General features: G+C 59.3%; 14 protein-coding genes and 2 tRNA genes. 6 read left to right on the top strand and 10 right to left on the bottom strand.

Annotated features, from left to right (window positions below):
* From radA to QXF46_06585, 3 genes are all read right to left on the bottom strand, one after another.
* A partial coding sequence (gene radA / locus QXF46_06595) for a DNA repair and recombination protein RadA (protein MEM0226527.1) occupies positions 1 to 217 on the bottom strand: 217 nt, incomplete at its 3' end.
* Positions 210 to 1,049, bottom strand: a complete 840-nt coding sequence (locus tag QXF46_06590) for an AAA family ATPase (protein ID MEM0226526.1) — start codon at positions 1,047 to 1,049, stop codon at positions 210 to 212. The genes radA and QXF46_06590, both read right to left, overlap by 8 nt.
* 88 nt (positions 1,050 to 1,137) lie before the next feature.
* Positions 1,138 to 6,336 carry a carboxypeptidase-like regulatory domain-containing protein gene (locus QXF46_06585; GenBank protein ID MEM0226525.1) on the bottom strand — a complete coding sequence of 1,733 codons (5,199 nt, stop codon included), beginning with the start codon at positions 6,334 to 6,336 and terminating at the stop codon, positions 1,138 to 1,140.
* A 99-nt stretch (positions 6,337 to 6,435) separates the two neighbouring features.
* Here QXF46_06585 and QXF46_06580 point away from each other — a divergent pair, with 99 nt between their 5' ends.
* A complete protein-coding gene (locus QXF46_06580) occupies positions 6,436 to 6,927 on the top strand; it encodes a class I SAM-dependent methyltransferase (GenBank protein MEM0226524.1) in 492 nt (163 codons plus the stop codon).
* Between the two features lie 20 nt (positions 6,928 to 6,947).
* On the opposite strand, the gene QXF46_06575 is transcribed toward QXF46_06580, so the two are convergent.
* The 4 genes from QXF46_06575 to QXF46_06560 all read right to left on the bottom strand — a co-directional run bounded on the left by QXF46_06575 (position 6,948) and on the right by QXF46_06560 (position 8,882).
* Positions 6,948 to 7,045: transfer RNA gene (locus QXF46_06575), tRNA-Gln, on the bottom strand.
* Positions 7,046 to 7,335: 290 nt separating this feature from the next.
* On the bottom strand, positions 7,336 to 8,115 hold the full coding sequence (locus QXF46_06570) for a KaiC domain-containing protein (protein MEM0226523.1): 780 nt from the start codon (positions 8,113 to 8,115) through the stop codon (positions 7,336 to 7,338).
* On the bottom strand, positions 8,084 to 8,488 hold the full coding sequence (locus QXF46_06565; protein MEM0226522.1) for a hypothetical protein: 405 nt from the start codon (positions 8,486 to 8,488) through the stop codon (positions 8,084 to 8,086). Before QXF46_06565 ends, QXF46_06570 begins: the two co-directional genes overlap by 32 nt.
* Positions 8,475 to 8,882, bottom strand: a complete 408-nt coding sequence (locus QXF46_06560) for a TusE/DsrC/DsvC family sulfur relay protein (GenBank protein MEM0226521.1) — start codon at positions 8,880 to 8,882, stop codon at positions 8,475 to 8,477. Before QXF46_06560 ends, QXF46_06565 begins: the two co-directional genes overlap by 14 nt.
* A 75-nt stretch (positions 8,883 to 8,957) precedes the next feature.
* Between QXF46_06560 and QXF46_06555 the strand changes: the two genes are divergently transcribed.
* Positions 8,958 to 10,112, top strand: coding sequence for an iron-containing alcohol dehydrogenase (locus tag QXF46_06555; GenBank protein MEM0226520.1), 1,155 nt, complete (start codon positions 8,958 to 8,960; stop codon positions 10,110 to 10,112).
* On the opposite strand, the gene nadX is transcribed toward QXF46_06555, so the two are convergent.
* From nadX to nadA, 3 genes are read right to left on the bottom strand one after another with little or no spacing between them, the layout of a single operon-like run.
* Positions 10,090 to 10,896 carry an aspartate dehydrogenase gene (gene nadX, locus QXF46_06550; protein MEM0226519.1) on the bottom strand — a complete coding sequence of 269 codons (807 nt, stop codon included), beginning with the start codon at positions 10,894 to 10,896 and terminating at the stop codon, positions 10,090 to 10,092. The genes QXF46_06555 and nadX overlap by 23 nt on opposite strands.
* Positions 10,893 to 11,750 carry a carboxylating nicotinate-nucleotide diphosphorylase gene (gene nadC, locus QXF46_06545; protein ID MEM0226518.1) on the bottom strand — a complete coding sequence of 286 codons (858 nt, stop codon included), beginning with the start codon at positions 11,748 to 11,750 and terminating at the stop codon, positions 10,893 to 10,895. The genes nadX and nadC overlap by 4 nt, the downstream gene beginning before the upstream one ends.
* On the bottom strand, positions 11,735 to 12,661 hold the full coding sequence (nadA, locus tag QXF46_06540; protein MEM0226517.1) for a quinolinate synthase NadA: 927 nt from the start codon (positions 12,659 to 12,661) through the stop codon (positions 11,735 to 11,737). The genes nadC and nadA overlap by 16 nt, the downstream gene beginning before the upstream one ends.
* Before the next feature lie 84 nt (positions 12,662 to 12,745).
* On the opposite strand from nadA, the gene QXF46_06535 reads away from it, so the two are divergent.
* The 4 genes from QXF46_06535 (at position 12,746) to QXF46_06520 (ending at position 14,757) form a co-directional block, all read left to right on the top strand.
* Complete coding sequence (locus QXF46_06535; GenBank protein ID MEM0226516.1) at positions 12,746 to 13,717, top strand: NAD(+)/NADH kinase; 972 nt, start codon at positions 12,746 to 12,748, stop codon at positions 13,715 to 13,717.
* A gap of 38 nt (positions 13,718 to 13,755) precedes the next feature.
* Positions 13,756 to 13,883, top strand: a tRNA-Leu gene (locus tag QXF46_06530).
* A 171-nt stretch (positions 13,884 to 14,054) separates the two neighbouring features.
* Positions 14,055 to 14,495, top strand: a complete 441-nt coding sequence (locus QXF46_06525; GenBank protein ID MEM0226515.1) for a hypothetical protein — start codon at positions 14,055 to 14,057, stop codon at positions 14,493 to 14,495.
* A 49-nt stretch (positions 14,496 to 14,544) separates the two neighbouring features.
* Positions 14,545 to 14,757, top strand: a complete 213-nt coding sequence (locus QXF46_06520) for a hypothetical protein (protein ID MEM0226514.1) — start codon at positions 14,545 to 14,547, stop codon at positions 14,755 to 14,757.
* Positions 14,758 to 14,781: the final 24 nt, after the last annotated feature.

The raw sequence follows: 14,781 nt of genomic DNA, 5'->3' as shown, positions 1-14,781 counted from the left end.
TGCTGATGATCCTCTCGGGCCTGAAGGTGCCCTCAGTGTCGATGTAGAGAGCCCTACCCGAGAGACCACCCCTCTCCCGCGGAAGCTGAACCATCACAGCCAACTGGTGGCAAAGCTGAGTCTTACCGGAGGCCGGGGGTCCAGCGACCTCGAGCACCAGCGGAGGCTCAATACCGCCCAGCAGCGAGTCCAGGCAGCGGCAGCCCGTGCTAAGCATCCAGCACCCCCTCCTCAGCCAGAACCACAGCGGTGGAGCCGGGGGGCAGGTGGGGGGCGCGCACCAGCTCCACGAGCCTCCTGCTACCCCCCAGCTTCCTCATCAGCAGGCTGTACTGGCAGCCCAGAGCCATCGCCAAGCCCCCCGCGGGCCGGTCGGCGGACATCCTGTTCGCCACAACCACCACCCTGCCGCCCGAGGCGGCCTCCCGCAGCATCGAGAGCAGCCTGGAGACCGCGCGCTGCCTCCTAGCCAGCGCCTCCACCCCACCACCCGCCTCCAGCGGAGCCACGAGAGTATCCACCACGACGAGCCGAGCACTCGAGCCGCGAGCCGCAAGAACGGCGGCCAGCAGCGCCCCCTCGCTCCTAGCCTCCACGTACTCAATCCCGTCCAAAGCCTCCTCCGGGTCGAGTCCCCTGTACCTGGCCATGCTGATGATCCTCTCGGGCCTGAAGGTGCCCTCAGTGTCGATGTAGAGAGCCCTACCCGAGAGACCACCCCTCTCCCGCGGAAGCTGAACCATCACAGCCAACTGGTGGCAAAGCTGAGTCTTACCAGCGCCGAACTCGCCCGCCAGCTCGTACACGTAGCCCACCTCCAGCCCCCCACCCAGCAGCCGGTCTAACATGCGGCATCCCGTGCTGAGGCGCTCCAAACCCCTTCTCCACGCGGAAACCTCAACCCCACTGACAACCTTGGGCTCCAAGCTGAGCCGAACCCTCCCAACATGCCTCCCGAGATCCGGGTCGAGGAGGGCTGCGTCAAGAGGGGATTGAGCCCCCAGCCTTCGTAGCCTAGACTTCACACCCCTACTCAGGTAGACTCTCACAGCACACCTCTGAGGGAAGGCTGATAAGATTAACTGGGAAGCGGATAAGAAAAGAAAAAGAGGTAAAAAATAGGTTATTTATCCGCTTTTATGCGCCCTCGGGCCTGGCAGGGACGATAGCCCTAGCCAGCCTCCTGCGCCTCCAGACAGCGTACTCGTGGGCGATGATGAACAGCACTATCGCCAGCAGCGCGATGAGCAGTAGCAGGCCGACGAACTCGCTGAAGCTCATCTCCCAGCCGGCCAGCGTCATGAACACGTCGACCTTCAGAGTGGTCTCAGCGGTCTGGCCGCCAGCCACGCTTACGCTCGTGCTCGCAGTCCTACCACCCTTCTCCGCGGTCACAGTGTAGCTGCCAGCCGGCAGCTCCAGAGCGAACTTGCCGGCGGAGTCCGTGGTACCGACTACTGTGACGCCTGCGCCGCTTATCGAGACTCTAGCGCCCTCCAAGCCCTGCCCTCTCGCACCGACCACGGTTACGATCAGCCTACCGATGTTGCCGACGGTGACAGTGCCTGTGACGCCGGTAGCCTTGAAGTTGATCGGCATGCCGTTCCACGTCGTCACAGTTACGTCGACCTTGCCCAGCGGCGCCTCCGGTACAGTGATCCTACCCTGGGCGTCAGCGGTGAGCGTTAGCGTGGTGCCGTCCAGCTTCGTGGCGGTGACCGTCGCGCCGGCCATCGGTGTGTTGAACGGCGTGCTCAGCGTGATCGTAACGTCGGTCACGTCGACGTAGACTGGCTCCCTAACCTCCGGCGTGTCGAGCTTAGCCCTGTGGATCCTCAGCGTCTTCTCAGCGATCTTACCGACTCCTGCCCACTCGACAACCACCTTGTAGTCGCCGGCCGGGCTCTGCGGGTGCGGCGACTCGGGGTTGTAGGCGGCGCTAGCCGGGTGCGGCCAGCTCTTCACGGTGCCCGCGTTGAGGATGATCGGGGCAACGCCGTCAGTGCCCGGCTTCACCTGGGTGACCACACCGTCGGGCCACGTGATAGTGACTGTTATCTTGGCCAGAGCCTCCGGGCTCAGCGTCTTGCCCTCCTTCGTCTTCAACTCGATCAGGCCGATGTACACGAACGTCTTTATCGTGCCGCCAGCTGAGGTTACGAAGCCGCCTGGCACTGTGAAGACGCTGCTTGCGAAGAGCCTTGGCGTGATCTCGTCAGCGAAGCTGTCGTAGATGTTTATGTACCTCGGTATCGCTCCAGCAGCAGCGAGCAAGTAGCTGTCGCGCCAGAACACAGTCACCGTGTAAGCACTACCAGGAGTGACCAGCAGCCTAGCGATCGCGGAGCCAGCGAAGGACCTGCTGAAGGCGAAGGTCGTGATTCCACCGCTCGGAGTCGGGTACATCTTCGTCGCCGCCACCATCATGTTGACGAGCGGCTTACCGCTCCAGTCCTCGATGTACAGGTAAATTGCCTCCCATCTCAACGTGACGCAAGTCTCGAAGTCATTGTGCTCCTCGCCGAACTTCACAGTAGTACTCAAAGTCTCTGGGCAGAGGTTAGCCTTCGCCTCGTCAAGCCCGTACGGCTTTAATATATCCTCGAAGTTCTGCTTTGTAGAGATGGTGTAATCTATCTCAGGCAATCCGCCCTGAGTTCCAGTGAAGTTGTCTACCCTGAACTTGTAGGCGAACACGGCCGGCGGACCAAACTTTACAGTGCCCGTAGTGTCGGTTCTGCCGGAGGCAAGGTCTAAGGTCGCGCCAGTCTCACCGACAGCAGTGACCCAGACAGGTACGTTGGCTAAACCTCTCTCTGCCTCACCTGGGCACGGTGGCGGTTCAATCACGGTGACGCAGAAGCCGTCCATCGCCACCGTCCTAACGGTCTTGCTCGCACCGCTCCAGTAGGTCATGTTCCAGAAGTCGCCCAAGAACCAGGTGTTATTGCCCCTGAACGTTACGCCAGCCTTAGTCCACTCCGGGTAGAACTCTTTCGCGTCGATCACTATCTTCTTCTCGGTGTGGTTCCAGTTAACGATGTAACCGAACAGCGTGTGAGTTATATCGAAGCCTGTAGCATTCTGGAGCTTTACAGTGTAAGCCTTCGGCGTGTCAGGTACACCGGGGCTCTTCCACTTGCTGCCGGCGAGCACAGCTACCTTGGTGATTTCGGCGCCAAACTTAACGTTTCTTATCCACGCCTCACCTGTTCTGCTGGGCACCCAGACCGGCACCTGTATCCTGATCACGCCGTCAGCGCCGCCAACAGCGTTCCATGCGTAGTTGGTCCACTTACCAGCCCATAACGCGGGCTTGGACAACACATCGTACTTGCCGCCGACGAGCGTCCAGTTGAGCACGTCGGTTCTGATGAGCGTCAAGTTGAGGAACGGTACAGCGAACTTGCCGGCGTTGGTGAGCGTCTTCACCTCGAGCGTCTGCACCCATGTTACAAGCCTCAGCTGCGCGTCAGCCCTCTTACCCGTGTCCTTCCAGCTCTTAGCTCCCCTGAACACCAGTATCGGATGGGTGATGCTGCCCTTACCGTCCGTCAACCAAGTGTAAGTGTAGGTTTCACCCTCGACCTCGGTCACCTCCATGGAGGTCTCGTTGAAGAACACAGTCTTCGTCTCGAAGGGCTTGGGCAGCGTTATCGTGTAGTTGTAGACGAGGACTCCGCCGTGGAAGACCATGAAGTGGTACTTGGCGCCAGCAACGAACATGTGAGGCTGTATGCCGATGGTGTCCTTCTCGGGGTCGGAGTCGTAGTACTGCTGCGAGTAGTAGATGAAGATCGCCTCATCCTTTGTCTCGTTTAGGATGCGGAAGTCTACAGTTACCTCGCCGGGCGCTGGGCAGACGCACGTCGGTGGTGCGCAGATTTCGGGGCAGCACATCTTCTGTTTACCATAAGCTGTGTCGTTCAGCAGTACTGCTACAGGTATGGTGCCAATATCGGTCGGCAGGCCCTTCAGCGTAGCTCCCGTATGGTCGACAGCGATGACCCTGAAGCTGTAGATCCAGGTCGGTACGACGTATTCGTTCCAGCAGTGAACTTTCAGAACATCGAACTTGATCGTTTCGTTCGCTACCAGCAAGCCAGCGTCCTGCGGCTTCCTAATGTACGGTGTATCATTCCTCGTGTAGGCGATAACCCTCAGCTCGTAAGTATGGCCGGCACCCTCGTCTACTGTGAGCGGCTGAATTGGCACTTTAGTGAAGGTCACTTTGCCGTAACAGTCGGTCACCTTGGCTGGCTCCTCATACACAACTCTACCATCCTTTATGTACTGCAGCTTCACGCTCAAATTGTAGATCGGGTAGTTGATGTCCCACATCGTGAGGGTGATGTTCAAGTTGCCGATCGGGAACACCAGCGTTACAGCCGTTGCAACGTTCTTGGTAACGTCGATTTCAGGCTCCACGGGTAGCGTTACGTTAGCCCTCAGGAACATGCCCTTCCAGTACAGCCTGAACTTCAGTTTCCCAGCAGGTATGTGGCCAACATCCATAGTACCGTCCGCTCCCAAGCCGACAACTCCAATCCGCTTACCGTCGAGGTAGGCTACCAGGTAGGCTCCAGGGTAGGCTGCAGGCGTAATCGGCTGGTTGCATAGATCGAGGACGCGCACCTTCACCTCAAACACTTTCGCGAAGAACGTGAACGTCGTAATCGGGCAGCCCTGTGTTATCTGAGCCGTAATATTGAGCGTAAACGTGTTTTGATCCGGTGTAACATCCACCCAGTTCTCGCCGCCAGGCATTACCCAGAAGATTCTCACAGCGTATGTTGCAACGAGATCCCTCCTAGCTCGATAGGTGAAAGGTACTGGTAGGTAGCCGTAGGGCACTCCGTTCTCGCTGTAGACCGATGCATACGCCCTCCCGAAGTCTCCGGACGTCTCGGCGACAGCAGTTGTTGTGAAGGGTGGCAGGTATGCTGCACCTCCGGGACCCGTAGCCGAGTAGATCGGATCGCCCACCACCGTGGCGATGATCAGTCTGGCACCGGATAGGGGCTGCGGTGTGGGCTGCATGTCCTTTACAATAATACGCGTCTTTACGACCGAGGTGAAAGCGTCAATTACTCTTACGTTTTGAGGAGTTGTGGTTAGAACCATGTAGGTACCGAGCTGATCAGTCAATGGTGGGAGGCTAGTCACGTTGGTGGGTATGGTGGCGGTGAACACCTGAACGTTGTAGTAGTTGATGTTCACCGTAACGTTATACTTCTTGCCGTAAACTTTCGTTACGTCGGGAACCCAGAAGGCGAACTTCAAGTCCGGCGCAACAGCGCCGAAAGCCGGTGCAACGCCCTTGGCTGGCGTACCGCTCCTCAGGATCACGTTACGGTTGTCAATCAACGCTTGAATGAAAACCTTCCACGTCTCAAAGGCACCAGTGTCGATCAAGCTGCCGCAGGCGTCGAGCACATTAACCCTAAAGAAGACCGTGTATGCGTAATCCGTCACATCAGTGACAGGAGTCAATCCCACTGTTGCAATCGTTGGACCAATCTTCCCAATCGGAGTTGCATTTATGATGCTTAATGTTTTGGCGGTAGCATTGAATTTGAGGATTTCAGCACCTGCTTTCACGGGCGTGTACTCGCCCTTGTTTACGAACAGGTTCCAGATTACCTCTTTATAAAGTACGACAGGCTTGAACTTGAAGATGAAGCATCCCGTGCCAACTTCGGTGAACGTAACCTCTGTGTCAGAGATGTTGAAGAGCGCTTTAGCTGTAGCTGTGCCTGACTTAGCCCAGATCTCTGTTATGAACACGCGCGTATCGTTCCAAAACACTTGGAAGCTCGCCAGATCCTCACCTAAACCGGTGCTGAAGTATAAGGGGGTATCGAAGGTTCCGTCACCGTCGGGGTCCGTGTACGCTGTAAATCTTAAGGACCACCAGTGGTCAGCAGTAACAGTCTTGTTAATATAGTTCGCCACGAAAGTGCTCCAGTCTAGTCCTTTATTCGTGTGGAGCAGCAGCCACCTACCATATTTGTTGATAGCTACAGTGATGTTGAAGGTCTGTCCAGTGTAGGGCTGCGCGGTATCGAGAACGTACTCGGGTAGGATCGTTAGTGTAGCTTTACCTTCAGCGTCAGTCTTACCCTTAAAGTAGGCTATGGCGCAGTTCCCGGTTTCGTTCCATACAGCTACTAGAATCTCCTCGTTGGCAAGGGGTCTGCCGGTCTGGTCTACAACCTGTATCCGCCAGACTTTAATTGGAACGGCTGTTGCGAGGGGTGCAGTGGCTAACAGCGCTGCTACGAGTACGGCCCCGAGGGCTAGGGTTAAGACCTTCTTACTTGCTATCCCCTTCATCTGGGGTCGTAGTGGTGATGGGTTGAGGGGTATTTATCCGCGCCTTTGTTCCGAAACTTAGAAGGTGGGCTTTTAACTGAAGTTGGTTAGGCTTTTGACGTGAGCCTCGACTACTCCCTGCTCGCGGGCGTCTACGATGAGCTTTATGGCGGAGAGCAGGCCTTGAAGCATGAAGCTGTCTTAACCCGCGTGGCGCCGGAGGAGCCTGTTCTAGACGTGGGTTGCGGTACGGGCCTCCTCCTCGTGCGAGTGCCGTGCTACTGCGTGGGCCTCGATCTCTCGATGGAGATGCTCAGGGTGGCTAAGGTGAGGGGGAGGGTCGAGCATGGGGATCTGGTCTGCGGAGATGCGGAGAGGATGCCCTTTAGGGAGCTGTCCTTCCGCACAATCTACTCGGTGACTGTTCTGCACGAAGCCCCTCTCGCGCTGGACGGGATCCTGAGGCTCCTGAAACCTCACGGTAGAGCCGCCGTAACGATGCTGAGGAAGCGGGTTGAGCTGCTACCCGAGCTGCTGGGGAAGCTGCCCAACGCGGAACTCCACGATGATCCGGCCCTGAAAGACGTCGTAGTAGTGTTCGGAAAAGCGTGAGCCGGTGGTAGGTGAAAGCTTGGTAGCCCGGCGGGGATTCGAACCCCGGTCCTCGGGGGCGTACTCGCCGTGCCTTTCGGCTCAGAGCCCCGCATGCTTACCGCTACACCACCGGGCTTCGCTTCTCCTTCGGAGCCGGCCTTTTAACCTTTCTCCAGCTTGGCGACGGGTGTTTTCCTATAATGTCCGGGACATTAATGAACGGCGTGGGAAGAATGCCTATGACATGCCAATGCATGCCGTTGACATTATTACCTCAGAGGCTCACCCATATGTTCTAATGTCCAGGACAGGCAAGCTGGTTCAGGGGCTCTGGAAGAGCTGGGAAAGGCATCAGCCTCGGGTTCCTCTTCACGGTTCAGCTATGCGAGGCTTCATCAACGTGCTGCCTGTACACTCTCCCGCTTTTTACCCCTCTCTTGAAGCTGCTTTTCGAATGCGTTCTATCACCTCGGGGGGTAGCGCTTCATCCTCGATCCTGCGCGCTAGGGGTCTGCGGAGGACTAGGCCCTGCCCGTCCACGATATCGAGCTCCCAGGCTCTGAGGTCGTGCGGCGTCTGCCGCATCTTCTCGATGATCAGGTAGCGGCGTAGGACGCCGTTGGCGATGGTTCTCTTGAAGTGGATGATTCCATCGGCGACATGCTCGATGCCCCACCCGAAGGCCGAGCCAGTCGTGATCGCGTACTGGCTGGTTGCGTATATCGTGAAGCCCCACCTGTTGAGCACGCGCTTCACCATGTAGCTCTGCTCCCTCGCTCTCACGGGAGCCCTCAGCCAGAAGGCGCTCATCGAGTCGATGATCAACCTTCTGCACCCCCTCCCCAGCGTCTTCTTGGCCGCGATCACTTTATCGAGCATCTCCTCGACCGTTACTTCGCGGAGGCTCCACTCGTCCTCCTTCTCCCTCATCAACGCGTCGATTATCACCAGCCTACCCTCCTTCAGCGCGGCCTGGTAGTCCATCTTGAACTGCGAAGCCTGCCTGACGATGCTCTCGCGGCTTTCCTCCGTCGTCACGTAGATGCAGCTCTCACCCTGCCTCAAACCGGCCCAAGCGAAGTGCAGGCAGGCGACGGTCTTACCCGTACCGGGCATCCCGACTAGAGCCGTGAGGAAGCCCTCCGGTACACCGCCTGAGAGCAGCTCGTCCAGCTTAGGGATGCCGGTTGACAGCCTCGTCACCATTCCACTCATCAGCCTCTTCCCCGCTTAAAAGCTCGCTGCTGCTCTTCAGCCCCCTAGCCCACTCGAGCGCGTAGAGAAACGCCGAGGCGATGCAGAGGACCGGGCCCCCAGCCACTGACACTTGGTGGACGGCGATCCTTAGCGCGAAGTAGGCGTAGATGGGCGACGTGGAGAGCAGAACAGCGGCCGCCAAGAGAGCCATGCTTTCCCTGCTCACGAGGGCCAGGACCGAGGCTGCAAGCCCGACGTAGTAGGTGACCGTGAAAAGGACGGGTATCTCGTAGACTCGGACGCTCTTCCCGCCGGCGCGGAACCACGGTACCGGGAGTGCTGCCAGCGCCAGCAGCAGCGCCGCAAGCTTAACCGTTCTCATTCCTCCTCGCCTCCAAGTAGAGTTTAGCTACCCTATTGAACACGGAGAGAGGGCTCTGCGCCAATCTCTCGGCTGCAGCGCGCCCCAACCTGCTTCTAACGTGCTCGAGCACGTCCGAGATGAAGCCGCACAGGGATTCAGCGCTCTCCGAGCGACCGCTTAAGCGGAGGTACTCGGTGTAGAGCTGCAGGAACTCTGTAAAGCTGCTGGGAACGCTATCCTCCCGCTTTATCCCGGCAGCCCTGTACACCTCCTCAGCGCCGCCGGGGAACAGCTTGTAGAGGGTCTTCGTAGAGATCCTCAACGTCCTAGCGACGTACCTCATGCTCGGCGGGCTACCCTCTCTAGCGTAGTACTCCTGCACGAGCTTTACAACGCGATCCCTCAGGCTCATCCAGCACACCGGGGGCCGGTTTTACCGTGATGCCGGGCTTCCTCTTTAAAAAGGGTGAGGTCATAGAGGCTTGTGATGAGGTTCGCCTTTGAGCAGAGCGGTAGAATCGTCTTCGGCCGAGGCACCCTACCCGAGGTGGGGCGCTACGCGGCCTCTCTCGGCTCGCGCGCCCTCCTAGTAACGGGGAGGAGCTTCGCGGCTAGTAGCGGTCTGCTTCAACGCCTCGTGGATTCCCTGAGGGAGGCCAACATGGACGTCGTTGTCTTCCCCGAAGTGGAACCGAACCCCTCTCTCAGAACCGTCGAGCGGGGCGCGCGCTTAGCGGCGAGCAAGGGTGTGGATGTAGTGGTGGGGTTTGGGGGCGGAAGCCCTCTCGACGCGGCGAAGGCGATCGCGGCCGTCTTGGCGCTGGGGGGCGCACCCTCCGACCACCTATACCCCAAGGCTGTGGAGAAGGCTTTGCCGGTAGTGGCCCTCCCCACGACCACCGGGACCGGGAGCGAGGTGACCCAGTACTCGGTTCTTGTGGATCCGGATGCGAGGAAGAAGGTGGTGATGCAGGGGCCCGCCCTAGTCCCGAGGGTGGCGATCCTGGACGCGGACGTGACCGATTACATGCCGGGGCGCCTCGTGGCCGGCACGGGGTTCGACGCGCTATCGCACGCGCTCGAGGCGTTCATCAGCAGGAGGGCTTCACCCCTCTCAAACCTCTTCGCGTTGGAGGCTGCCCGCATCATCCTCTCCAACCTCCCCTCAGCCGTTAAGGGGTCGCGTGAAGCCAGGGAGCTGATGCTGTACGCGAGTATGCTGGCCGGCGTAGCGATCAACCAAGCCGGCTCGACGCTAGCGCACGGGCTCGGTTACTACCTGACTGTGCACCACGACCTTCACCACGGCGTAGCCAACGCGCTTCTGCTCCCGCACGTCCTCGCTTTCTACGCGGAAAGGGTTGGTAAAGTCGATGAGCTGGCCGCTTTGCTGAACTTCAGGAGCTGGGAGGAGCTGGTTGAGCGCGTCTGCAAGCTCGCGGACGAGGTGGGGATCCCCGACAGCGCTGCAAGCGTGGGGGTAACTGAGAGTGAGCTCGACCGCATGGCTGAGGAGGCGATGTTCTACCGGAGGAACATCGAGAATGGCCCGGTGATCCCTAGTCTCGATGAGATCAAGCAGATCTACGCGGAGTGCTACGAGGGTCGGAGAGCACTCCTCAGACGGCTGGGGAGGGCCTAGAGCAAAGCTCCCTCAGCAGCTCGACGGCCGAGAGAGCGGCTAGGTAGCTCGTCTTCGGGTTGCTGGGGTGGGGTACGTTCTCCACCCTAACGTAGAGGGTTCCGGCCTTCGACTTCACGAGTACCTCGTGCACATTGCGATCCGCTCTCGGATCGGCCACAACTCTGACTCGCACCGGAGCACGCGCGCACAGCGATAGGGCTGCAGCTACGTTCAGAGTCCTGGGGAAACACTTGACCGCCTCCTCCGCTGTGCCCTCGAAGACCACGAGAGGCTCCTCTAAGCCCTCCAGCCTCATTCCTTTCTCCCTCGCGTAGGGTTCATCGGCGAGCTTGGCGGGGTGCTTGCGGCTCACGAGGAAGACCTCATCGATCCCGGCGAGCGCCATCGCTTTCACCGCATCCAGTCCAGCGATAGCTCCCGCGGGGACGTGGACTCTGCTGCCGAAGTGCTCTAGGATTGGCTTGGCCTCCGGCCTTAGCAGCGCACCCACGCTCAGCACAACTAGCTCCTTACCTGCCTCGAGCAGCCGCCGCCCGTAGTGGAGCACGGCATCCTGGCTCGCCGCCTCCACGACCACCTGCGTTAAGGGGTCAGCGGCGATTTCTTCCACGCCCGCAGCGATCTTGGGCCTCTGCCTCGTTAAGCTGCGAGCGAGGCCTTCCGCTCTCGCGCGATCGGCGTCCAACAGGTAGCGCAGCTCCGCGTTGACCAGCCCGGAATCGATAGCCCTGGCGATCACGCCGCCTATCGCCCCGCACCCTATCAGGGAGACCCCCTTCACGGCTTGACCACCTCCACGACCTCGAGAGACATGTCGATCGCTTTCGCCGAGTGCGTGAGCCAGCCCATGCTGATCACGTCGGGCCCCGCCCTCGCGTACGCTGCAAGGTTTTCGAGGTTAATCCCTCCGGAGACCTCTACGACAACTTTGCCCCTCAGCCCGGAGCGTTCGAGGAGCCTTATCGCCTCCTCCACCTCCTCTGGGGTGAAGTTGTCGAGCATGATGATGTCCGCACCGGCTCGAGCAGCCTCAAGCGCCTCCTCCGGGCTCGAGACCTCCACCTCGACCTTGGTGGTGAAGCTGGCAGCCCTCTTCGCAGCCCTCACAGCCGCCTCCACTGAGCCGAAGTACCTGAGGTGGTTGTCCTTGATCAAGATCATGTCGCTGAGAGAGAGCCTGTGGGGGTCGCCGCCGCCCGCTTCGACGGCTCTCTTCTCGAAGTAGCGGAGACCAGGGAGCGTCTTCCTCGTGGCAGCAACTCTTACGTTGGGGTTGACCGCCTTGGCTAGCCTCACGGCCTCCCGCGTCGCGGTGGCCACCCCGCAGGCGTGCGAGAGGATGTTGAGTACGAGCCTCTCCACCTGGAGCAGCTTCCTCAAGTCACCTTCGATCTCCAGCAGTGCGCTACCCTTCTGGAACTCGTCACCGCTCGCTACGTTGGCCCGCACGTTGAAGCCTAACCGCTTCAGGAAGCCGGCCACCTCTTCCACGCAGGCGGCTACGCCGCGCTCCTTCGCGGTAACGACAGCCCTGCACTTGCAGCCCTCTGGAATGAGCCTAGCCGTGGCATCCCAGAACGGAATATCCTCAGCCAGCCACTCGAGCATCTTCTGGTGGATTAGCTCCTCGACCATGGTGGGGGCACCCCCAGCAGCTCGAACGTCCTACCTATAGCTTCTCGAGCCCGTCGAGCGACCTTCGCGTCAACCTTCACAACGTTTCTGCCGTTTACTAGGCTACTCAGGATGCTGCTCAGGGTTATCTTCTTCATTTCGACGCAGACCGCATAGCTGCTTGCGGGATGAGCTTTGAAACCCAGCTTCTCCAGCCGGTGGAGCAAACCCACTTCGGTTGCCACTACGTACTCCCTCGCTCCCAGCTCGGATGCCGCCCTAATCATCTGACTCGTGCTTCCGACAAAATCGGCCAAGCGGCGAACCTCTCGGACGCACTCGGGGTGGGCCAGCACCTTTGCTGCCGGATACCTCTTCCTCGCGCCCTCAACTTCCTCCCGCGTAATGGCCAAGTGGACCGGGCAGTGCCCATCGCTCGGCACGGGTATCACCTCCTTCCCTGTTGCTTCAGCGACGTACTCCGCGAGGTGCCTGTCGGGGCCGAAGAGCACCCTATCCGCCTCAAGCTGGGAAACGAGCTTAACGGCGTTGGCACTCGTAACCACGTAGTCCGCTAAAGCCTTAACCTCCGCCCAACTGTTGACGTAGACGACAAAGGGGACTCCCGGGTACTTCTCCTTGTACTCTTTCGCGAGCTCTAAGGTCAGCATGGCGGCCATGGGGCACCTCGCCAGCCGCTCGGGGTGTAGTACCACCTTTCCGGGGTTTAGGATGGCAGCCTGCTCCGCCATGAAGTCGACGCCCGCGAACACGACGGTTTTCGCTTCAAGCTCTGCAGCTTTCAGGGAGAGCTCTAGGCTGTCGCCGACGAAGTCCGCTGCATCCTGAACCTCAGGGCGCTGGTAGTTGTGCGCCAGGAGCACGGCCTTCTTCTCGTCCATCAGCCTCCTGATCTCCTCGATCGAGACCATCGGAGCAAGCCCTTGCATTCGGCTTTTTAAGGGGGGTTTTACCGGCAAATATGTCAGGTACGACGGGTGGGGGGTGAACAAGGTTTGCCGCTGAGGGTCTTCGTGGTGATTAACAGCCACTTTGAGGAAGTTGAGGAGGCAAGGAAGCTGCTAGCGCTCCACGGCTTGCGCGAGGTCGATAACGTTGGCGAGGCTGACCTGGTCATAGCCTTGGGCGACGACAGGTGCGTTCTCGACGCGGTCCAAGCGGTTGGCGAGAGGGACTTGCCGATCCTTGGCGTAAGCACAGGTGGGGCCGGTTACCTGACCTCCATTAGCGTGGAGGAGCTGGGCGTCGCTCTCGAGGCTGTCGTCCGCGGGGAGTATGAGCTGGCTACGTACACCAAGCTGAAGGGCGTCGTTGACGGCTCTCTGGTTGTGTACGCGCTCAACGAGATCGCCGTGTTCCCCTCTAAAAGCGCAGCCCTCATGAGTTACGAGCTCCTAATCGATGGTGAACCGGTCTGGAGCGATAGAGCCGACGGAGTGATCATAGCGACCCCTCTCGGCTCAACCGCTTATGCCCTCTCAGCTGGAGGAGCCATCGTGTTCGAGGGGGCTCGAGTCCTCGAAGTGGTTCCCGTAAATAGCGTCGATGTAGCGAAGCGCCCGCTAGTGATACCCGATACCTCGACCGTTGAAGTTCGCGGCATTGCAAGTAAGTACCCGTGCGAGATCGTCGCCGACGGAGGGATTAGGGTTAGAGTGAGGGAAAGGGTTACGGTCGCGCGGGCTGAAACCGACGTACGGATAGTGAGGCTCTTCTCGAAGCCTTCCGTTCGCGAAACCCTGAGGGAAAAGCTCGCGGAAACCCTCGACGTACCGCCCAGCGCGAAGTTCGTGCTGAAGATGCTGGAGCTTAGAGGGCCGATGAGTGCCCGTGAGCTCGCGGAAGAAACAATGCTGCCAGAGAGAACTGTGAGAAGGGCGCTATCGGAGCTGCAGAGAAGGGGGCTTGTCAGGAGGATCGTGAATCTGAGGGACGCGCGACAGTTCTTCTACGAGGCGTTAAGGTAGCGGAGAGCTTTTAAGCCGTGGAGAGCGTATTTTCACCAGCGGGGGTGCCCGAGCTAGGACAAAGGGGGCGGTCTATCGCGTAGGCCTAAACTTAAGGGCTTCGAACGGGTGCTAAGGTATCCGCTGGCGTAGGCCTGCCCGGGTTCGAATCCCGGCCCCCGCACCACCCCCATGCTCCCTCATTCGCACGGTGTCCAATCACCACATCGCGCCACTACTCCCGTTACGAGGTTCCAAATTAGCAGAGAAACAGCTCCAGTGGATCGGATATTGTGTGGTGGTGCATACCGTTGCCGCTTCTGGCTAACTTATAAGAGAGGTTGCGCGCTGTACCCGCGTGGGAACACCTGTAAGTCGATTAGTAGCGCTCCTTGAAAGGGTTAGGTGTAGGGTGGTCTGCGAGTGGAGCGATTACGGCGTCCCACCGCAGCTTCTTGAAACGTGGGCTGCTCACATCATCGAGGAGCTGGCGATCTCCGTGAAAGTCGCTACGGCAGCCGGCTGCGACTTGAGCAAGGTGCTGAAGCTCGTTCTAGCGCACGAGCTGGGCGGGGAGCTTCAGGAGCTGCAGGTGAACCTGGAATCGGGGGACCGTGAGGCTCTCCTGGTGAAGCTTTCCCATGAGCTGGCTCGGGTTCTCCAAGCGAAAAGGTACTTGAGAATGGGGTTCAGGGTTGAAGAGGCACTCGAGAGGCACGTGCAGGAGGCCCTCAAGGCGGCAGCAAGCATCGCTGAAGATCGTTTAGCCCAGCTGGTGCACGAGCTCCTCACCTCCTAGCCAGCTTCAAAGGCAACCTTTAAGGGGGCGTGCGGATAGGGTAAACGTAATGAGGCTGAGTGAGGAGGAGCGGCGTTTCCTCAATTACCTGCATACGAAGGGGGGCAGCGCCTACCTCTTCGAGATTCGCCACGCCCTCAACATCCCCCATACGTCTGCTTGGAGGATGGCGAGGAGATTGAACGAGTACGGCCTCATCACGATAGCGAAGGTTAGAAGCGGAAAGAGAGAGCTGCTCAAGATCCTGCTAAAGAGAAGGTAATGCTGCCTCGAGCAAAAGGTATTT

This window comes from Thermofilaceae archaeon, assembly GCA_038731975.1.
Taxonomy (GTDB): domain Archaea; phylum Thermoproteota; class Thermoprotei; order Thermofilales; family Thermofilaceae; genus JANXEW01.
This window is presented reverse-complemented; position numbering and strand designations above follow the sequence as displayed.